We start from the raw sequence: 20180 nt of genomic DNA, 5'->3' as shown, positions 1-20180 counted from the left end.
ATGAGATGAGATTCAGCCCTGCGGTATTGCTTACGTTGCTGGTGGGTTGTGGAGGGGAACCCGGGGGTTCGGCCGCTCCGCCTCCGGACGAGGATCGCCCGCTCGCTGCCGATTTCGAGGAGGTGTACCGGATCGGGGGGATCGCGGCGGAGGGGTGGGACGCGTTCACGGAGATCGCGGACCTGGACTTCGATGCCGGTGGCCGGCTCTACATCCGCGACGAAGCCGGGTCCTCCACCCGCATCGTGGTCGTGGACGGAGCCGGAGGCCTGGCGGCGGAGTTCGGGCGCAGGGGGGACGGCCCGGGCGAGCTTCGCGACGTGGGGCACATGGTGGCCCGGCCCGCGGGAGGGGTCGTGATCGTCGACAACGGTCACCGCGCCTATCTCCTCTTCGGTCCCGATGGATCGTTCGAGCGCACGATCCGCTTCGCGATCGAGGGCGCCTCCGAGACCGCTTCCGCGCTGGCCGTGCGCGCCGCCCGGGAGGGGGAAACGCTGTACCTGACCCGAAGCCCGGACGCGCGCTTCAGCAACGGGCAAGTGTCCGTCGAGGCCGGCGACCGCACCATCTACCGCACGTCGCTCGCCGGCGCGGAAGAGGCCGCCGCGACGCCGTTCGCGGAAGGATGGCAGGCGCAGCCGGAGCAGGAGGTCACGATGGAGGCTGCGGATCCGTCCGACATGTTCGACGCCTTCGGCGATGCGTTCATGGGGTTCGTGCCGGACCTCGTGTTCGATGTCCTCCCGGGCGGGGGCGTGGCGTTTTCGGATTCCTCCGCCCACGCCATCAAGATCCAGCCGGTTCCCGGTGCTCCGGTCCGTGTCGTCGGCCGTCCCCTCCAGCCCGAACCCGTCACGGAACGGCTGCGGGAGCGCGCGCGGGCCCGGATGATGGAAAGTCTGGAAGCCTCGGTTACGGGGCAGGTCAACGGCCAGTCGTTCGACGATCTCCCGCCGGAGCTGCGCGCGCAGGTGGCGGCCATGGTGGACGACATGGTGGCCGGCATGCGCGACGCGGTGGCGAACGCGGGTTTCATGCCGGAGGTGCCCATCGTGCGGGATCTTCGGACGACGTGGGAGGGGGCGATCTGGGTCCAGCGCTGGGGGAGCGACCCCCTGGCGCAGATCGATGCGCAGGTCGCACCCTCGGGCGGAGACTCGGAGGGGGAGGAGGCCGCCGCCGGCTGGATCGATGTCCTCTCACAGGAGGGCGAGTACGTGGGCACCCTGTCGTTGGAGGACACGCCCATGCCCGACGCCTTCGGGCCCGGCGGTCTCGTTGCCTTCGTCGAGACGGATGAATTCGATGTTCCCACGATCGTCTTGAAGCGGCTGCCTCCGACCGTCCCTCTGGAGTTGAGGTCGCCGGGTTCGGGCGCTGCGGGCGGGGATCGTTAGCGAGGTGTTTGACCCGGCCTTCGCCCGTTGCGTACCCTTCTGCGAACGAGTCCTCCCGCAAGGAGCGATGTGATGCCGCACACCACGCGGATCTTGTCTCTCGTCCGGAGATCTTCCGTCCTGCCCGCCCTCATGTTGCTCTCCGCCGGCGGCATGGCGGCGCAGGACGGCGGGCCCGCCGCGACGGCGCGCCACGCCGCCACAGGGGCGCCGGGCGTCGAGGCGGACGACGTGACCTTCAGCCGCGACATCGCGCCGATCCTGCAGCGGGCCTGCGTCCGCTGCCACCGCGACAACGGCGTCGCCCCGATGCCGCTCGTCACCTACGACGATGTCGAGCCCTACGCGAGCATGATCGCCCGCCGGACCCAGATCCGGGACCGGGCCGGCGCCATGCCCCCCTGGTACGTCGAGAAGGACATCGGCATCCAGCACTTCAAGGACGACATGTCGCTCGACGAGTGGGAGATCGAGGCGCTCGACGCCTGGCGGCGGGCGGGCGCCCCCGAGGGCGACCCGGCGGATCTGCCGCCCCCGCTCGAGTTCGACGACGACGTCGTGTGGGCCGCGGGCGAGCCGGACCTGATCGTCAAGCTCCCCGAGGTGCTGGTGAAGGGCGATTCGCCCGACTGGTGGGGGGACATCGAGAGCGTGCCCACCGGCCTCACCGAGGACCGCTACGTGAAGTCCGTCGAGATCCGCGAGGTGAACGACGTGCCCCAGCGCAGGGACGGGGAACACGGCGGGCGCCACACGGTCGGCGGCCGCTTCGTCGTGCACCACATGATCTGGAGCACGCGTGTGCTCGAGGGCCAGGACACGGGCCCCGGCGCGAGCCGCGCCTCCACGGACACCGGCTGGCCGGTGCACGAGGTCGGCCGCGAGCCCGATCTCTTCGACGAGGAAGCGGGCCGCCTCCTCAGGGCGGGCTCCTCGGTGGTGTCGAACTCCGTCCACCTCCATTCGAACGGCCGCGATACGCGCGCCCACCTCGAGATCGGTTTCCGCTTCCATCCCGAGGACTACGAGCCGAAGTACCGGCGGACCATCCTCGGGCTCGGCAATGGGAGCGACATCGACATCCGGCCCGGCGTGGCGGGGCAGGAACTGCACGCCTACAAGGTGCTGAACCAGCACACCAAGCTCGTGACCTTCGAGCCGCACCTGCACGCGCCCGGCATGCGCATGTGCCTCGAGGCGATCTGGGGCTTCAACGTCGAGACGCTGAACTGCGTCGGCTACGACCACAACTGGGTGCGGGGATACACGTACGCGCAGGACCACCAGCCGCTCCTCCCCAAGGGGACGGTCCTCCACATCATCGGCTACATGGACACCTCCGAGGCGAACCGGAACGTGCCGGACACGCGCAACTGGCAGGGCTCCGGGAACCGTTCGGTCGCGAACATGTTCATCGACCTCGGCATGCGGGTGGAGATGTCGGATGAACAGTTCGTGGAGGAGATGGCCATGCGCCGGCACCGGCTCGCGCTCGGCCCCAACGACCACGTCGTCGGCTGTCCGCTGTGCATGGTCATCCCCGCGAACGGGGACATGAGCTACTTCGCGGACGCCGAGTGGGCGGAGCCCGGTGCCGCCACCGAGGCCGAATCTTCCGGCGACGGCGGGACGGGATCCGGGGACGGCCGCGACCGCGGCGGGCGCCGGTAAGGATCGTCGTGCCCGTACCGGGTTCCATGCCCCGGGTCACGCGGCCCGGGGCGCCGGCCGTGCCGCTCCTGGCGCTGATCCTCGCCGCCGCGCTCCCGGCCGGTGCGGATGCCCAGACCTATGCGCGGGGTCAGAACGTGGCCCCGGCCTTCGAGGGGTGGGAGCAGAACGAGGACGGGTCGTTCAACTTCCTGTTCGGCTACATGAACCGGAACTGGCTCGAGGAGATCGACGTCCCCGTGGGCGAGGACAACATGTTCTCCCCGGGACCCGCCGACCGGGGGCAGCCGACCCACTTCCTCCCGCGCCGCAACCGCTTCGTGTTCAAGGTCCGCGTCCCCGCCGACTGGGGCGACCGGGAACTCGTGTGGACGCTCACGAGCCACGGGGTCACCGAGCACGCCTACGCCTCGCTGCGGCCGGACTACATCGTCGATAACACGGTGATCATGTCGGAGACGGGCGCGCTCGGCGCGGGGTCGAGCAACGCCGAGATGCGGTCCAACGAGCCGCCCACGATCACGCTCGAGGGTGAACGGACGCGCGAGGCGATCGTCGGCCAGCCGGTCACGGTGAGCGTCATCGTGGAGGACGACGGCCTGCTGCGGGCGTTCCGCCCCGGGCCGCCCGACCCGCCGGAAACCGCGGAGGACTCCGCGCGCGTCGACTCGATCGCGAACGCCTTCCCCAGCTTCAGCGGCCGACAGCTCCGGCCCCCGTCGCGCGTGACGGTGCAGAAGGTGAACGGCCTCTTCATGTCGTGGTTCGTCTATCGCGGCGAAGGGGAGGTGACGTTCGACCCGCCGCAGGTGAAGGTGTGGGAGGACACGCGCACGGGCGCGAACTCGCCGTGGGCGCCGCTCTGGCGCCCCCCGGACCTGCCGGAAGACGACCGCTGGACCGTCACCGTGACCTTCTCGCGGCCCGGCACCTACATCCTCCGCGGCCGCGCCGACGACGGCGGCCTGTTCGCCGACGAGGAAATCACCGTGGTGGTCCGCCCGGCCGCCAGCTGACACCGGACTTCGAGAGACGGCCCGCTACCGCCCGCCGTGCTCTGCGGCTTCGAGGGCCTGGAACAGGTGAACGGCCGCGCAGACGATGGAGCACATCAGGTCGAGCGGGTCGCCGTCCGCGAGCCAGTGGGTGATTGCATACACGAGCAAGCCGGCGTTGGCCAGGGAGACGCCCGTCGCCCGGATCCGACGCTGCAGGAGTTGGCCGAGACCCGGGACGAGAAGGCTCGCGAGCCCCGCGATGGGCGGCGTCAGCTTCACGTAGCCGTGGCTCGCTTGCGCCAGTAGCGGGCGAGGCCCCACCAGGAGTCGCGCGCGCCGAACGCATTGACGTAGGTGTCCACCGGCTCGGCCGGCATGCGCGCGCGCAGGTCTTCCTCCACCCACGCCGCGAAGGCCCGGGCCCGTGCGGGGTCGGCGGACGTGTCCGGGTCCGCCGGGTTCTCGCCGCCCAGCGATTCGCGCACGGTGCGGGCCCAGCGCGCGAGTTGGTCGCGGAGTTCGGCGAAATGGGCGGCCGGATCCTCGACCGCGCCGAAGTGGGTCGGGACGATGCGGCCGGGACCCCACTCCAGGACCCGGTCCATGCTCGCGTTCCAGGCTTCGACGTCGATGTCGGGCACCGGGGTCACGGGGATCACGCCCCCGGGCGGGATGCGGATGCCCCCCACATCGCCCACCCACGCCGTCCCCCCGTCCTCCTCGAAATAGGCGACGTGGTGCTTCGCGTGGCCGGGCGTGTAGGCCACGCGCAGGGTACGGCCGCCGAGTTGCACCGCGTCTCCCTCGTCCACCTCGGTCACGGACTCCGCGGGCACCGGGAGGAACTCGCCCCAAAGGGTCTCCATCAGGTCGCCGTAGATGCGGCCGGCGGAGGCGAGGAGACGCTCGGGCCGGATCACGTGGATCGCCCCCACGGGGTGGACGTACACCCGCGCTTCGGGGACCCGGCGCACGATCGTGCCGGCGGCCGTGGCGTGATCGAGGTGGATGTGCGTGAGCAGGACGGCGCGCACGTCGGCGAGGCCGAACCCGGCTTCCCCGAGCCCGGCCTCCAGCGCGGGAAGACAGGTCGTGGGCCCGGGGTCGACGAGCGCGACGCCGTCCCCGGTCTCCAGCACGCCGGTCCCGATCGCCAGATCGAAGCCCTGGAACTTCAGATCGACGATCGAGGTCCGGGCGTCGAGCATGCGGCTCGTCATCCGTCCTCCTCCGAAGGGCGCAGTTCGATCCAGAGTCCGCCGGCGTTTCCGAGTACGATGTTGTCGGAGGCGGACTCGCGCCCGCCACGGACGGTGAGCGACACGACCGGCGCCGAGCCGGGGTCGGCCATCCACAGGCGTGCGTCGACCACGTACACGGTCCCCCCGCGGATGCCGACGGCGCGGCCGTACAGGTGCTCGGGGTGACGCGACGGGCCGCAGTCGCGGGCCCCGAAGGCGAGCAGGAACCGGGTGAGGCGGTCCGGATCCTCCATCATGATCCAGACGGCCTGCAGACCCCTCGCGCCGTTCGGGTGTTCCGGCAGCCCGGACACGGTCGGCGGCTCCTGGGCTTCCGGATCGGGCTCGACGAAGAACACCGCCTGCAGGGGATGGTCCGGAGGGAAGGCCGCCCTTCGTCCCATCCCGGAACCGGCAGCCGCGAGTTCGGGCTCGACGTCCCGGGCGATGGCGAGGAGTTCATCCAGGCCGGTCCCGTCGTTCCCGGCGAGAGCCACGTACGCCCCGCCCCCGCCGTCGACGATCAGGTCCGTGTAGCGCCGCAGCTCGGTGGCGCCCGAAGCGTCCGGGTCACCCGAGCCGCTGACGGTCCGGAGTTCGAGCCGGGTCCCGTCACCGAACCCGATCTCCGCCGTCTCCAGTCCGTTGGCGTCGCGCCGCCCGTCCCGGACGTGAAAGCCGAACTCGTCGGTGAGCCGCCGCGACAGAGCGTCGAGGTCGCCGACGGCGACAGGTACGTGGTCGAGGCGCAACGAGGAGCCCGGCGCCAGGCAGGCCACCGGGGCACTCTGTGCGAGCACGCCCGAAGCCGTTCCGAGCAGCGCGCCGGCGACCATCGCGACCAGACGTCGCGGATCGGCAGGCGCCTTGCGCGGCCCCTGCCGCGCCCCCGCGTTCGATCGAGTCATGGGAGTTGAGCGGTGGTTCATGCAGACAAGATGTCGCGGGGACGGCGAGGTCGATAGTTTGCCCGCCATGAAACGACCTCGACCCGACGAGCACGGCGACTACTACGCCATCTACATCGACCGCGTGCCGGACGACCGGACCCTCGCCGACGTCCTCGGCGAGGCGCCCGATGCGCTCGATGCGCTTCTCGGGGACCTCCCGCCCGGGCGCGAGAACTTCGCCTACGAGCCCGGCAAGTGGACGTGCCGCGAGGTTCTGGGTCACGTGATCGATGCCGAGCGGCTCTTCGCCTACCGTGTCCTCCACATCGCCCGCGCGGACTCGGCGGAGCTGCCGGGGATGGATCAGGATGAATGGGCCGAGGCCTCGAACGCGGCCGATCGCCCGATCCGCGAACTTCTGCATGAATTTCGGGCGCTTCGCACCGCGAACGCGGCTCTCTTCGGCTCGCTCGACGAGGACGCGCTCTCGCGCCGCGGGGTCGCGAGCGGCGCGGAGTGCACGGTGCGGGCGCTCATCCATATCATCGCCGGTCACGAGCTTCACCATCGGGACGTGCTCAGGGAGCGGTATCTGTGAGGAGATTGAGATGACGGAGGTTACGCTCTTCTACCTGCGCCCCGGCTGAACGAGCTGCAAACGCACCCGTGCGGTGTTCGACGAGACCGGCGCAACGATCGCGGAGGAACGATCCGCCACGAAGGCGCCGCTGACGGATGAGGACGTGCGGGCGCTCCTGGCGACCGCCGAGCGGGTGGTGATCGCCCGGGGCCGGAGTCGGCGCGATCTGGGTCCAGGGGAGACCGAACTCGACGCGCTGAAAGGGCCTACGGGGAAGTACCGCGCGCCGATCGTGCTCGCGGGGACCACGCTCCTGGTCGGCTTCAACGCCGAGGCGCTCGCCGAACTGTAGCGCGCCAGCCGGGATGGCACCGCATCCCGGGACTCAGCGGGCGGTCTGCACCGTGAAGCCGAAGTCCCCCCTGATCGTATGGCCGTCCTGCGCCATGGCCCGCCACATGACCTCGTAGTCGCCGTCCGAGAGCGTCTCGCTCACGTTCAGCACGACGACGCTCGGGTCGTCCTCCTGGGCGGTCGCCGGCTCCAGGTCGAGGGGTTCGCCTCCCTTCGGCAGGAGGCGAACGGACGTCCCGGCCATCTGCGGCGCCTGCGTGAACCACAACGTGATCGTCGGGGGGCTGATCGCGATCGTCTCATCCTTCTCGGGAGACGACTCCTTGAGGGAGAGGTGCGCGCCGACGAAGACGCTCGCCGTCGTCAGCGTGACGATCGCCAGGACGACCGCCCGGTTGCGAATCCATTCCCCCATCGGATTTGTCCCGAGTTCCGGTTAGCTCGTGTGTCGATCTGCGGCCCGACGATGGTGCGTCCACCGCTCACCTCTCGAATACACCTCCGACAGGCTGTCCGTTTAGTCGCGCGGCAACCTCCCCGGGGCGGAAGCGCCGCGGCGCCGAAAACTTGACTCGTTTCGCCCCCGAAAGCAGCTTGATGCACTGATCCGACGTGCCCTTTGGCGGCGCCCGGAATACCTCTGGCGGCATAGCTGTGAAGCGGATCTCTTCTCGACAGCCGCGGGATCTTCGCCGTTTCGGCGTTCGCGCCATCGTCCTCCTTCAGGCCTTGGTGTTCGCCATTCTTCCGGCGGTGGATGCGATGCTCGAAGCCGGGGGGCCGGACGTCGTCGTGCATGTCGAAGGGGAGCCCGGGGAGCACGGCGACCCCGGGCACAGCCACCTGCTGTGCCAGCTGGCTCGCACGGTGTCGCTCGGGTTCCCCCTCCTGATTCCGATCGATCTGTCGCCGGCCGCCGAAACCGGCCCCCACACCCCGGCCGCGCTCGCCTGGCAACGCCGCCCGATCCTGCCCGGCGGAAGCGGTCCCAGAGCTCCGCCTCGAGCCTGAGCCGCTGCCGGGCCGTGGTCCCGGAAGCCCCCCGAGCGTCCCGTGGGAGGCGGATCGCACGTCTCCCAAACACACGTTACCCACTGAAGCGTTTCAGCGCGGTGCGCGGCGCCCTCTCGAGCAGGAGCGGTCGCTGGCGCATCTCGAAGAAGGCAGTCCATGGTGATCAGGCGTCTGGCCGGTCTCATCACGGCCGTACTGGGAATGGCTGTTGGAGCCGCCGATTCGTCCGCGCAGGTTGAGCATGCGGGCGAGATCGAGGGCGTCGTGCGCGATGCCGACTCCGACGAGCCTCTCGCCGGCGCCCTGGTCTCCATCCCTGCGTCGGATCGGACAGCGGTCTCGCACGGCGACGGCATGTTCCATATCCCGGTGCCGGGCCCGCGCATTTACACGCTGCGGGTCGAACGCCTGGGCTACCGCACGGTCTCGCTGGAGGTTGACGCGTCGCTGGAGGAGGTCGTGGTGGTGGAGATGGAAGCCCATCCCATCGCCCTGCCGGATCTCGTGGTCACCGGGTCCGTCGTGGCCCGCGCGGCGAACGAGGTGCTGCGCCCGACCAGCGTCTTCGCGGGGGAGGATCTGCAGCGTCGTCTGGCGGGAACCCTGGCGGAAACGCTGGCCTCCGAGCCGGGACTGGCGGTGAGCAGTATGGGGCCCAGTTCGGTACACCCCGTGATCCGAGGCCTCAGCGGCGACCGCATACTGATGCTCGAGGACGGGGAACGGGTCGGCGACGAGTTTGCGAGCGGCCCCGACCACGCCACGGCGATCGATCCATCGTCTGCGCGCCGCGTCGAGGTGATCCGGGGGCCGGGTGCGATTCTCTACGGCAGCAACGCGCTGGGGGGCGTCATCAACGTCGTCCGCGATGACGTGCCCTCCTCCGTGCCGCACCACCTCACGGGCGCGTTCACCCTGCAGGGACAGAGCGTCAGCAACGCGGCGAGCGGGAGCCTGAATCTCACGTATGGAGTGACGGACCATATTCCCGTGCGGCTGGAACTCGGGCTCCGCAGCAGCGGCGACCTGGAGACGCCGGTCGGACCCCTCCGGAACACGAGCACAGATATTCGGGAGGTTTCCGGAGGCGCCTCCTGGGTGGACGATTGGGGCCATGCCGGCGGGACCTTCCGCTACTACGGCAACGACTACGGCATCCCCGGAGGGTTCGTCGGGGGTCACGAGGCGGGAGTCCGCGTCGAGATGGAGCGGACCGCGACCCGGCTGCGCAGCGTGCTCCGGCCGCGGGGGATCGTAGAGAGCATCGAGGTCGATGCGGGACACACGTGGTACGAGCACCGGGAGATCGAGCCTCCCGACATCCTGGGCACGCTCTTCAAGCGCCAGACGGTGAGCGGTGACGTTCTCGCCCGTCACGGCGGCTGGGGCCCTTTCTCCTCGGGGGCGCTGGGGACGCGGGCTTCCTGGGAGGACTTCGGCTTCGGAGGCAGCCTCTTCACGCCGAACTCCACGCAGACCTCGCTCGCCGTGTTCGCGCTGGAGGAGGTCGATCTGAATCCGATACGCCTGGAAGCGGGCCTGCGCTACGACTGGGTACGCGTGCGGCCCGACCGGGAGGATCCGGTGTCCGACATCGGCCACATCCGGGAGAGGTCGTTCGGTGCGGCATCCGGGTCCCTGGGGGCCCTGGCGCAACTCACGCCGAACTTCACGGTTGGCGCTTCCGTCGCGCGGGCCTTCCGTACGCCGAGCGTCAACGAACTTTTTTCGGAGGGTCCCCACCTGGCGGCCTACGCCTTCGAGGTGGGGAACCCGTCGCTCGAGACGGAGCGCGGGATCGGGATCGACCTGTTCGCCCGCGTTGCGGGAAACCGGCTGAACGCCGAGATGACGTGGTTCCGCAACGCGATCGCGGATTACGTCTTCCCGCTCGAAACGGGCGAGCTGAGCCGGGTGCGCCTGCCGATCTTCCAGTTCCAGGGGGAAGACGCGGTGCTGACGGGATTCGAAAGTGCGCTCGAGTGGGCGCCGGTCGGCGATCTGACCGTGGAGGCCGTGGCTTCGTATGTGCAGGCCAGGATCGAAGCGACGGAGGAACCGCTTCCGCTGATCCCGCCGCTGCAGGCGCGCTTCGCCGTCGGTTACGCGCCTCGCAACTGGTTCGTCGAAGCCGAAACGCGGGTCGCGGCTCGCCAGGATCGGACGGGGGCCTTCGAGACCGCAACCGATGGGTATGCCGTTTTCGACCTCTCCGCCGGACTGCGGATCACGGTCCTGGGGCGGCTGAACGTGATCACCGTACGGGGAGAGAACCTTGGAAACACCGTGTACAGAAACCACTTGTCGCGCGTGAAGGAGATCATGCCCGAAGCCGGGAGATCCATCACCGTGGCCTATCGCGTCGTCTTCTAGCGCGAGCCATCCGCGCCGAACGCGGAACTGCCTCGTGACGGGAGCGAACGGAACATCAACACAACGAGGTGAAGAGAATGAGACACTATCAGCCGAAACTGTCACTCGCCCTGGCGACCGCGGGACTGCTGGTCCTTGCCGCCTGCGGCGACGATGGCCCCATGGAGCCCGATCACGAAGATCACGCCGAGGAAGTCGAGGGCGTGACCCTGTCGCTGAGCGGCCAGACCGTCGCGTCCTATGACGGACACGATGGAGCGTGGACCGGAGAACTCGAGGTCGAGCCGGGCGAGGAAACCGCCCACATCAACGTGCAGTTCACAGACCACGACGGGCACGCAGTGACGCTCGGCAGTGACTTCTACCTGCGGGTGGACGTCGCGAACGAATCGATCGCCGAGTTCGAGCAGGACACGCCCGGCGAGTTCGGGGGACACCTGCACGGCGTGGCGGAGGGCGACACCGAACTGACCTTCAGCCTCATGCACGGCGCGGTCGGGTCGGGACACGCCGACTTCGTCACCGCGCCCCTCCACGTGCACGTGCACGAGCACTAGGCACCATCACGGCGACGGCTGACGCGGCTCAGCCGTTCGCTGAAGTTCGGCAAGCCCTCCCCGCAGCGACTCCCGGGGAGGGCTTGTCTTTGCTCGCTTGACCGCCGGATCGGGTGCGGCTCAGGTTCACCACTCGTGTGCCGCCGCCCGTAAACGGCCGCGTCGCCAGTCGACGGTCCTACTCCTATTGAGAGGTTTCGATGAGCAGAGCGCGCTCAACATCCCAGGCGCCGCCGTCCACGTTCCGCTTCACCTCCCTCCTCCTCGCGCTCGGCGTCGCCGTCGCGGGGTGCGCGGAAGGCGGCGGAAGCGCCGCGAACGGCGCCGAGTGGAAGAACATCGCCGGCAACGACATGGGCCAGCGCTACTCCTCTCTCGACCAGATCGACGCGGAGAACTTCGGGGATCTCGGGATCGCGTGGATCTGGGACGGGTCGGACTACCCGGCCGTGAACGCGCGCGCCACGCCGATCTACGTCGACGGGATGCTGATCTCCGTGGCGGGCGAGAAGCGGCACACGTACGCGATCGACGCGGGCACCGGGGAGAAGATCTGGGAGTACGTCGAGCCCGAAACCTTCCGCTGGGAATACTCGATGCGGAAGAACCACGGGAAGGGCGTCGCGTACGGGGAGATCGACGGTCGCGCGGTCGTCTACATGGTGAGCCCGGCCTTCTTCCTGCACGCGCTGTGGGCCGACACGGGCGAGCACGTGGAGGGCTTCGGCGGGCCCGTCAGCGTCCCGGGCTTCCCCGAGTCGGGGGTCGTCGACCTGCTCGCGGGGCTGGGGCACGAGTTCGACCCGTACCACGGCATCCCGCTCGAGACCGGCTACATCACGAGTTCGTCGCCCCCGATCGTCGTCAACGGCGTGATCGTGGTCGGGAACTCCGCCGAGCAGGGCTACAACCAGTCACGGCGCGAGAACGTGCCGGGCGACATCCTCGGCTACGACGCTCGCACGGGCGACTTCATGTGGAAGTTCAACGTCCTCCCCGGCCCGGGCGAGTTCGGACACGAGACCTGGGAAAACGACGCCTGGGAATGGACCGGCGACATCTCCTCGTGGGCGCCGCTCTCCGCGGACCAGGAGCGGGGCATCGTCTACATCCCGACCAACGGGGCCACGATGGACTTCTGGGGCGGCTTCCGGCCGGGAGACAACCTGTTCTCCACAAGCTTGATCGCGCTCGATGTGCAGACGGGAGAACGGGTTTGGCACTATCAGCTCGTGCACCACGACATATGGAATTACGACACGCCGCAGATCCCCGTGCTGATGGACGTGACCGTCGATGGCGAGGACATTCCAGCGGTCGTACAGGTCACGAAGCAGGCCTTCGCGTACACGTTCAACCGGGAGACGGGCGAGCCGATCTGGCCCATCGAGGAGCGGCCGGTGCCGGAGGGTCTCATGCCGGGCGAGGCGCTCTCGCCGACGCAGCCGTTCCCGACCTGGCCGGCGCCGTACGACATGCAGGGGCTGACGCACGACGACCTGATCGACTTCACGCCGGAACTGCGGGAAGCCGCGATCGAGGCGCTCGACGACTATGTGATCGGGCCGCTGTTCACGCCGCCGCTGCACCGGGACAACGATCTCGGCAAGATGGCGTCGATGTGGTGTCCGGGAGACGTGGGCGGCACGAACATCGACGGGACGCCGGCGGCGGATCCGGAGACGGGCATCCTCTACGTGACGTCGCAGAAAGGGTGCGGGTCGCGGATCATGGTGCCGGGTGAGGAGCGTGACGCCCGGGAGCCTGCGCAGACGGGGACGACGATCACGAAGTTCGCGGTCGGCGGGTTCGCGGGGGTTCGGCGGGTGCAGGGGCTGCCGCTCTTCAAGCCCCCGTACAGCCGGATCACGGCGATCGACATGAACACGGGCGAACACCTGTGGTGGATCCCGGTGGGAGACACGCCGAACAGCGTGCTCGAGCACGACGCGCTCCAGGGCATGGACATCCCGAATACGGGCACGGGGCGGCAGGCGGCGCAGATCGTCACGAGCACCCTGCTCATGTACACGGGGGAGGGGAGCGATGGGACCTCCTACCTGTTCGCCGTGGACAAGGCGACGGGCGAGCGACTCGGCCGCGTCGAGCTTCCGGCGCTGCCGCGGTACGGGATGATGACCTACATGCACGAAGGCAGGCAGCACGTCGTGATCCAGGCTCCCAACACCCTGGTGGCGCTGCGCCTCGCCGACTGATGCGCGGGACCGCATGAGTCGTCGCCTATTCGTCGGGCTCGCGGTGGCTGCGCTCTCTGCCGGGGTGGCGGCGCCGGCCGCGGCACAGCGGATCAGCGGAACCGTGCGGGAGACTGATGGCGGCCGACCCATCGCGGGCGGCTTCATCAGCCTGCTGGACCGCGAGGGCGAGGCCGTGGAAGCCGACTTCACGGCGGCCGATGGGATCTTCTCGTTCACGGCGCCCGGTCCCGGCCGGTATCGGATCCGCGTCGAGCGTATCGGATACGCGAACTGGATCACGGAGCCCTACGAGGTGACGGCCGGGCATCCGCTCGCGGTCACGGTGGAAGTCCCGCCGGATCCCGTCCGGCTCGGCGACCTCCGCGTCGAGGTCACCGGATCCTGCCTGGACGATCCGAGCGAGGGGGCCGCCCTCGCCACGGTCTGGGAGGAGGCGCGCAAGGCGCTCGAGACCGCGGTGTGGGCGGAGGGCCGGGGCGAGCTCACGTTCACACTCCGGGAGTACCAGCGCACGCTCGATCCGCGCCATCTCACGACGCTGGAGGCGGAGAGTCGCACGCGGCGGCACGTCCGACTGCCCCCCTTCCGGAGCCTGCCGGCCCGCCGGCTCACGACGTCCGGCTACGCGCGCGTGGACCGGGACTCCGCCGTCTTCTACGCACCGGATGCGACGGTGCTGCTGTCGCCGGAGTTCCGGGACACCCAGTGTTTCGGGCTCGACCGCGAAGAGGTCGACGGCGAACCGATGCTCGGCATCACGTTCCGCCCGCGGCGGGGGCGCGACGTGATCGACATCGAGGGCACGCTCTGGCTCAACGAGGAGAGCGCCGAACTGCGCCGCGTGCAGATCCGGTATCGCAACGTCCCAATGCCACGGAACGCGCAAAGGCGGTACATCGGCGCGGATCTCACGTTCGACCGCCTGCCGGACGGTCCGTTCTACGTCCGCGACTGGTGGGTGCGGTTCCCGATCGGGAGCCGCAGCACACGCTTCCGGGCGGGTCTGTCCGCCCGTCCGGATCCGGTGCTGGTCGCCTATCGCCAGGCGGGCGGTACGGTGACGGACGCCTTCGCGGGCGGCATCGCGTTCGAGGTGGGCGAGGGCGCGGTCACGGGCGTGCTGCGGGACAGCGTGAGCGGCGAGCCGCTCGCGGGCGCGGAAATCGTCGTCCGGGACTGGGACGACGCCGCGGCCTTCCTGCCCCGGCCGGAGGCCGCGGACGTGCCCTTCAGCGCGGTCACGGACCAGGCGGGCGGCTTCGAGGTGGCGGGGCTTCCGGATGGCGTCTACGCGCTGGGAGTCGACCACCCGAAACTCCAGGCCGCGGGAGTGCGGCTCAACGAGACGCGCGTGGTCGTCGAGGACCGGACGAGCGAGCCCCTGCAGCTGTGGACGCCGTCCGGAGACGCGCTCTTCGCGCGCATCTGCCCGGGTTCGTCGCCCTACGGGAGTGCGGGCGCCGTGGTCGGCTTCGCACGCGATGCCGCCACGGGGCTCCCGGTGCCGGACATCGAGGTCGAGGTTGTGTGGCGGGTGCGTCGTCTCCAGGGCACGGCGCGCAGCGCGTCCATCTCGGAACAGTCCCGATACGCGGGTGGCATGTCCGACGAGCGGGGCCGCTTCGCGATCTGCGGCGTCCCGCTCGGCGAGGCCGCCTTCCTGCGGCCAACGGGCGCGGAGAAAGCTGTGGAATTCGAGCTGGTCACCCGCGTCGCGTGGCGCGACGTGCTCGTCGAACCGTAAACCCCCCGCCGCTCCCGTCCTCCCGCGGCTCCGGTGGTCGGTCGGCGGACGGCGCGACTTCGGCTGCGTCCTTTCCATGCCTCGTTCGTCTTATGGGGCGGAGGAGGGGGACAGGATCCGATATAGAGACCAAAGGGAGGCTTCCGACATGCGACTGCAACTTGCACTCAACGTGCGGGACATCGATGAGGCAGTGGACTATTACGGCAAGCTCTTCGGTGCCGCCCCGCACAAGCGCCGCGCCGGCTACGCCAACTTCGCCATCGACGAGCCGCCTCTGAAGCTCGTGCTGTTCGAGAACCCGGACGCGGCGGAGCGCGTGAACCACCTGGGCGTGGAGGTGTTCGACGACGCGCGGGTCCGCGAGGCCGGACACCGGCTGGAGGCCGCCGGGATCCTCAGCGAGACCGAGGAGGAGACGGTGTGCTGTCATGCGACGCAGACGAAGGTCTGGTCCGACGAGCCGCAGGGCCTGCGCTGGGAGTGGTACCGGGTCACGGACGACACGCCGGACGGCGAAGCGCTGATCGCGCCAGCCGCGGCCGCGCCTTCGGCGGCCGCCTGTAGCGACGAATCCGAGACCTGCTGTGCCTGAACCCGCGTCGCGGGCTTTGCCCGCCTGGTCCGAGTTTCAGCGGCGCATGCGACGCTTTGTGGGGGGCCGCGTCGAGCCGGCGTGGGTTGATGATGTGACCGGCGACATCGTCGTGCGGCTGCTGCAGCGTCAGGACAGTCTCGCGGAGGCGCGGGATCCGCTCTCCTGGACCTACCGGGTCGCGGCCAACGTGATCGCCGACCATCACCGGCGCCGTTCCGTCGAACGGCGGACCTTGGCGCAACTCGGTGCCGAAGTTCGTGCGCCCGATCCGGGCGCGGACGGCGGCGACCACGAGGCGACGCGGCGGGATCTGGAGGCCTGCCTTCTGCCTTTTGCGCTCGAACTGCCGTCGAAGTACGCCGAGGCCCTTCTGATGACGTACTTCCGGGGCTGGAGCCAGGTCGAGGCGGCGGAGCGGCTGGGATTGAGCGTGTCGGGCATGAAATCGCGCGTACAGCGGGCGCGGGCGATGCTGAAGCGGCAACTCCTGGACTGCTGCGACTTCGAGCTGGACCGGCGCGGCGCGGTGATCGACATGCGCCCCCGCGAAGCGCGCCTGGACGGGGGCCGCGGCCGGAGTACCGCCGAAGGGGCCGGCGGGTGAGAGTTGCGGTCGTCGGCGGCGGCGTCATCGGGTTGTGCGTCGCGCACTACCTCGAGCGTCGCGGGGCCGAAGTCGTCCTCCTGGAGCGCGATCGGATCGGAGGGGGGTGTTCGGAGGGCAACGGCGGATGGGTCTGTCCGTCGATCTCCCGCCCGCTGCCGGCTCCGGGGATGACGCTGACCTCGCTCCGCTGGATGCTCCGGTCGGGCAGCCCCCTCTACATCAAGCCGTCGGCCATGCCCCGGCTCATGGGTTGGCTGTGGGCCTTTCGCGGTCACTGCAACGCCGAGAGCTACCGCGCGGGCGTTGCCGCCCTCGCGGGGCTGAACGCCGCGACGGACCGGTTGTACCGCGGTCTCGTGGACGAGGGCATGGCATTCGAGCGCGCCGAGAGCGGGACCATCCTCGCCTACGACGATGAGCGCGAACTCGCGCAGACCCGGGCGCTGCTGGCGAGACTGGGAGAGGCACGCGTGGGGCCCGTGGACATCCTCGGCCGCGAGGCCCTCGCGGAAGCGGAGCCGGATCTGCGGGGCGGCCTGATCGGCCTGCGGGTGCGCGGCGACACGCACGTGCGCCCGGAATCGCTGTGCGCCGAGCTTGCCGCGAGCCTGGAGGCGCGCGGCGTGGAGATCCGGACGGGAGAACGTGTCCTGGGCTTCACGGGGAAGGGCGACCGTGTCCGTGCGGCGATCGCCTGGGCCGCTCGAGGCGGCGACGCAGCCGACGGGTGGCCGGTGAGGATCGACGCGGATGCCTTCGTGCTTGCCGCGGGAGCCGAAACCCCCGTTCTGGCGGAGTCCCTGAGGGCGAAGCTCCCCGTGCAGGCGGGGAAGGGCTACAGCATCACCGTCAGGAACGCGCGGGTCGGGCTCTCGCAGCCCCTGCACGTGACTCCGGCGCGGATCGGCTTCACGCCGTTTCGCGGGGCGGTGCGCACGATCGGGACGATGGAGTTCTCCGGCTTTAACCTGCGTCTCGACCGGAGGCGCATCGCGATCCTCGAGCGGGCCGCGCGGCGCTACCTGCCGGGGGCGCTGGAGGGCGCGGAGCGCGTCGACTGGGTGGGCATGCGGCCCGTGACGCCGGACGGCCTCCCAGCCATCGGCCGGCTGCCCGGTCTCCCCAACGTGTACGTCGCCACGGGACACCAGATGCTCGGCGTCACGCTGGCCCCCTCGACCGGCCACGCGCTCGCGCAACTCATGCTCGATGGAGGATCGGACATCGACCTCGCACCCTTCGACCCCGCGCGCTTCGCCTGACCCCGCCGAAACGTCACTCCGGTCGCCGGCCGAAAGGGTGTTCTCCGAACACTAAACGAGCGATTGCAGCCCTGTAGCGGCGACCGCATCGTGGAGCCCGTCGCCCATGGTGGTCGACCATACGGAGCTGGATGGACGATGGCACCTCTTCGACTCGGCGCACAGCCCGGGGCGCGAGCCCCGCATCCTCGCCGTTGCCGCGTCCTGTTCCTCGCGCCGCTGCTGGCTGCAGGGTGCGGAGACGGCGAACCCGGCACCGCGCCGCCGGGGGCGCCCGTACCCACCACCCTGGCGATCACTCCCTCGTCCGCGGTTCTGGCCGCCCTGGGACAGACGGTGCAACTGACGGCGACCGTCCGCGACCAGACCGGCGCCGTCATGCCCGGCATCGGCGTGAACTGGGCGAGCACCGACGGCCGAATCGTGACGGTCGATCCCGCCGGGCTGGTAACGGCGGTGAGCAACGGAGCCACGAACATCACGGCCACGGTGCAGGGCGGCGGCGCCTCCGGAGGCGCCGCCATCACGGTTTCGCAGGCGGTCACCGCGCTGACGGTGTCACCCGATCAGGCCGCGGTCGACGCGCTGGAAACGCTCCAACTGACCGCGCAGGCCCTGGATGCGAACCAGCACCCGGTCGCCGGGGTGGGCTTCTCGTGGCACTCTGATGACGAGTCGGTGGCTACCGTCAGCGCCGACGGTCTGGTGACCGCGGTAGCACCGGGATCGGTAGTGATATCCGTGCAGGTGTCGAGCGCCGCCCTCACCGCGACCGCGCGGATCGTTGTGAAGGTGTCCGAGAGGTTTGCCCTCGTGGCGCTGTACAACGCCACCGGAGGCTCGCGCTGGACGCGAAGCGGCAACTGGCTGACGGACGCGCCGACCGACCAATGGCACGGAGTGACCGCCGACGCGGAGGGCCGGGTAACCGGACTGGATCTCTCGGGCATCGGCCTCGAGGGCCGTTTGCCGGAAGAGTTCGCGCACCTCACGAACCTCCGGCGTCTCAACCTGTCGTACAACCGGTTGACCGGGGAAATCCCGGCATATCTGGCGGAGTTCACGGAGCTCGAGGAACTCGGCCTCGCCGTAAACGAGTTCACGGGCCCGATCCCGGTCGAGCTGTCCGGCCTCACCCGCCTGAGAGTACTGGACCTCTCCAACGATCTGTTCGCGGGTCGGAACCGGCTCACCGGACCGGTTCCGCCCGAACTCGCCCAACTGAGCGATCTCGAGGTGCTGGATCTCGCCTTCAACACCCTGACCGGCCAGATTCCGTCGGGACTCGCGGGCCTGCGGAACCTCACGGTTCTCGACATTGAGCAGAATGACCTGAGCGGCCCCATTCCGCCGGATCTTGCCACCCTCTCCGGCCTTGTGGTTCTCTCGCTCGCCGGCAATCGACTCACCGGCGCCATTCCTTCGGCGCTCGGAGACCTCTCCAATCTCGGCGACCTGAAGCTCCACATGAATCAACTGTCCGGGCCGATCCCGTCCAGCCTGGGGAAACTCGGTCGCCTGGCTCGGTTGTCCCTGTGCTGCAATGCGTTTACCGGCTCGATCCCGCCCGAATTGGGCAACCTCTCGTCCGTTGCGTTTCTCGGACTTCAGGTCAACGAGTTGTCCGGCTCCGTGCCGTCCGAGCTTGGAAGGCTTTCGGCCCTCCGGCACCTGTACCTGTTCACAAACTCGGACTTGCGCGGGCCGCTCCCGCAGGAACTCACGAGTCTGCGACTGACCACGTTCGACTGGATCTTCACCGGCCTGTGTTCTCCCCCCAACGCCGAATTCCAGAATTGGCTCGGGAGCATTCCCCGCGGCCAGGGTGAAGGCGTCTGCCCGAGTTCGGAACCGTAAACCTTCCCGCACGCTCCACGCGACTTCGCGATCCGCGATCCGGGTTGACCGTTTGCGTCGTTCCACGGACACTGTGGGCACCCGGATTCCCCGTACCGAGGCCAGCCGAGTGAGCAAATTCGACGACCTTCGCGCCCACCTGCGGGCGATCCGCACGCTCACCAGCGGGGTGACGCGCGGGCTGCCGGTCCTCGAGGCGGCGGCGGACCCCTACGATCTTTTCCGCGACTGGTTCCGGGATGCCGAGGCCTCGGGGCTGCTCCTGCCCGAGTCGATGGCGCTCGCCACGGCGACCGGAGACGGGCGGCCTTCGGTGCGGATGGTCCTCGTGAAGGGCGTCGGGCCCGACGGCTTCCGTTTCTTCACCAACTACGGCAGCCGCAAAGCCGTGGAACTGGACGACAATCCGCAGGCTTCGCTCTGCTTCCACTGGTCCGTGCTCGAGCGGCAGGTGCGCGTTGAAGGGCGTGTCGAGCGCCTCTCGGCGGAAGACTCGACGGCCTACTTCGCGACGCGCGACCGCGGGAGCCAGATCGGCGCGTGGGCTTCCGCACAGAGCCGCCCGATCACCGATCGCGCCGGGCTCGAGGCTCAGGTGGCGGAGGCGGAGGCCCGGTTCGAGGGGAGGGACGTGCCACTCCCCGACTTCTGGGGCGGATACATCCTCGTCCCCGACCGGATCGAGTTCTGGCAGGGTCGCGCCAACCGGCTGCACGACCGTCTCGAATACACGCCGCGCCACGAACCGCCCGACGGAAGCTGGAAGATCACCCGCCTCCAGCCGTGAGCGCGTGGCCGGCCGGTCGCCGATCGAT

General features: G+C 69.6%; 19 protein-coding genes. 15 read left to right on the top strand and 4 right to left on the bottom strand.

Features of this window, described 5'->3' with window-relative positions:
- Positions 1-5 precede the first annotated feature (5 nt).
- The 3 genes from RN743_RS02045 to RN743_RS02035 all read left to right on the top strand — a co-directional run bounded on the left by RN743_RS02045 (position 6) and on the right by RN743_RS02035 (position 4087).
- The gene (locus tag RN743_RS02045) at positions 6-1400 is read left to right on the top strand and encodes a hypothetical protein (protein ID WP_310775739.1); all 1395 of its coding nucleotides are present in this window, start codon (positions 6-8) and stop codon (positions 1398-1400) included.
- Between the two features lie 72 nt (positions 1401-1472).
- Positions 1473-3071, top strand: a complete 1599-nt coding sequence (locus RN743_RS02040; protein ID WP_310775736.1) for a hypothetical protein — start codon at positions 1473-1475, stop codon at positions 3069-3071.
- Positions 3072-3097: 26 nt separating this feature from the next.
- Positions 3098-4087 (top strand): hypothetical protein, encoded by a 990-nt coding sequence (locus RN743_RS02035; RefSeq protein WP_310775734.1) that lies wholly within the window; start codon positions 3098-3100, stop codon positions 4085-4087.
- Between the two features lie 24 nt (positions 4088-4111).
- Here the strand turns inward: RN743_RS02035 and RN743_RS02030 are convergent, their stop codons facing one another.
- The 3 genes from RN743_RS02030 to RN743_RS02020 are packed head-to-tail and all read right to left on the bottom strand — an operon-like array spanning position 4112 to position 6218.
- On the bottom strand, positions 4112-4348 hold the full coding sequence (locus RN743_RS02030; protein ID WP_310775732.1) for a hypothetical protein: 237 nt from the start codon (positions 4346-4348) through the stop codon (positions 4112-4114).
- Complete coding sequence (locus RN743_RS02025; protein ID WP_310775730.1) at positions 4345-5289, bottom strand: MBL fold metallo-hydrolase; 945 nt, start codon at positions 5287-5289, stop codon at positions 4345-4347. The genes RN743_RS02030 and RN743_RS02025 overlap by 4 nt, the downstream gene beginning before the upstream one ends.
- The gene (locus RN743_RS02020; RefSeq protein WP_310775728.1) at positions 5286-6218 is read right to left on the bottom strand and encodes a VOC family protein; all 933 of its coding nucleotides are present in this window, start codon (positions 6216-6218) and stop codon (positions 5286-5288) included. The genes RN743_RS02025 and RN743_RS02020 overlap by 4 nt, the downstream gene beginning before the upstream one ends.
- Before the next feature lie 67 nt (positions 6219-6285).
- Between RN743_RS02020 and RN743_RS02015 the strand changes: the two genes are divergently transcribed.
- A complete protein-coding gene (locus tag RN743_RS02015) occupies positions 6286-6798 on the top strand; it encodes a DinB family protein (protein ID WP_310775726.1) in 513 nt (170 codons plus the stop codon).
- A gap of 73 nt (positions 6799-6871) precedes the next feature.
- Positions 6872-7132 carry a hypothetical protein gene (locus RN743_RS02010; RefSeq protein WP_310775724.1) on the top strand — a complete coding sequence of 87 codons (261 nt, stop codon included), beginning with the start codon at positions 6872-6874 and terminating at the stop codon, positions 7130-7132.
- 33 nt (positions 7133-7165) lie between these two features.
- Here RN743_RS02010 and RN743_RS02005 read toward each other — a convergent pair whose 3' ends face one another.
- Complete coding sequence (locus RN743_RS02005) at positions 7166-7549, bottom strand: copper resistance protein CopC (protein ID WP_310775721.1); 384 nt, start codon at positions 7547-7549, stop codon at positions 7166-7168.
- Between the two features lie 239 nt (positions 7550-7788).
- Between RN743_RS02005 and RN743_RS02000 the strand changes: the two genes are divergently transcribed.
- The 10 genes from RN743_RS02000 (at position 7789) to pdxH (ending at position 20152) form a co-directional block, all read left to right on the top strand.
- A complete protein-coding gene (locus RN743_RS02000) occupies positions 7789-8145 on the top strand; it encodes a hypothetical protein (protein ID WP_310775719.1) in 357 nt (118 codons plus the stop codon).
- 159 nt (positions 8146-8304) lie between these two features.
- Complete coding sequence (locus RN743_RS01995) at positions 8305-10521, top strand: TonB-dependent receptor (protein ID WP_310775717.1); 2217 nt, start codon at positions 8305-8307, stop codon at positions 10519-10521.
- A gap of 77 nt (positions 10522-10598) precedes the next feature.
- Positions 10599-11078: a hypothetical protein gene (locus tag RN743_RS01990; RefSeq protein WP_310775715.1), complete on the top strand. Its 480-nt coding sequence runs from the start codon at positions 10599-10601 to the stop codon at positions 11076-11078.
- Positions 11079-11278: 200 nt separating this feature from the next.
- Complete coding sequence (locus RN743_RS01985) at positions 11279-13294, top strand: hypothetical protein (RefSeq protein WP_310775712.1); 2016 nt, start codon at positions 11279-11281, stop codon at positions 13292-13294.
- Between the two features lie 13 nt (positions 13295-13307).
- A complete protein-coding gene (locus RN743_RS01980; protein WP_310775710.1) occupies positions 13308-15041 on the top strand; it encodes a carboxypeptidase-like regulatory domain-containing protein in 1734 nt (577 codons plus the stop codon).
- Between the two features lie 148 nt (positions 15042-15189).
- Positions 15190-15636 (top strand): ArsI/CadI family heavy metal resistance metalloenzyme, encoded by a 447-nt coding sequence (locus tag RN743_RS01975; RefSeq protein WP_310775708.1) that lies wholly within the window; start codon positions 15190-15192, stop codon positions 15634-15636.
- A gap of 46 nt (positions 15637-15682) precedes the next feature.
- Entirely contained in the window at positions 15683-16243 is a 561-nt protein-coding gene (locus RN743_RS01970) for a sigma-70 family RNA polymerase sigma factor (RefSeq protein ID WP_310775706.1), read from the top strand.
- Positions 16240-17508 carry an FAD-dependent oxidoreductase gene (locus RN743_RS01965; protein ID WP_310775705.1) on the top strand — a complete coding sequence of 423 codons (1269 nt, stop codon included), beginning with the start codon at positions 16240-16242 and terminating at the stop codon, positions 17506-17508. Before RN743_RS01970 ends, RN743_RS01965 begins: the two co-directional genes overlap by 4 nt.
- Positions 17509-17646: 138 nt before the next feature.
- Complete coding sequence (locus tag RN743_RS01960; RefSeq protein ID WP_310775703.1) at positions 17647-19365, top strand: Ig-like domain-containing protein; 1719 nt, start codon at positions 17647-17649, stop codon at positions 19363-19365.
- Between the two features lie 109 nt (positions 19366-19474).
- Complete coding sequence (pdxH, locus tag RN743_RS01955) at positions 19475-20152, top strand: pyridoxamine 5'-phosphate oxidase (RefSeq protein ID WP_310775701.1); 678 nt, start codon at positions 19475-19477, stop codon at positions 20150-20152.
- Positions 20153-20180: the final 28 nt, after the last annotated feature.

This window comes from Candidatus Palauibacter scopulicola (assembly GCF_947581915.1).
GTDB lineage: Bacteria > Gemmatimonadota > Gemmatimonadetes > Palauibacterales > Palauibacteraceae > Palauibacter > Palauibacter scopulicola.
Note: the sequence above shows the minus strand (reverse complement) of the source record. Positions and strands in the feature narration are given on the sequence as shown.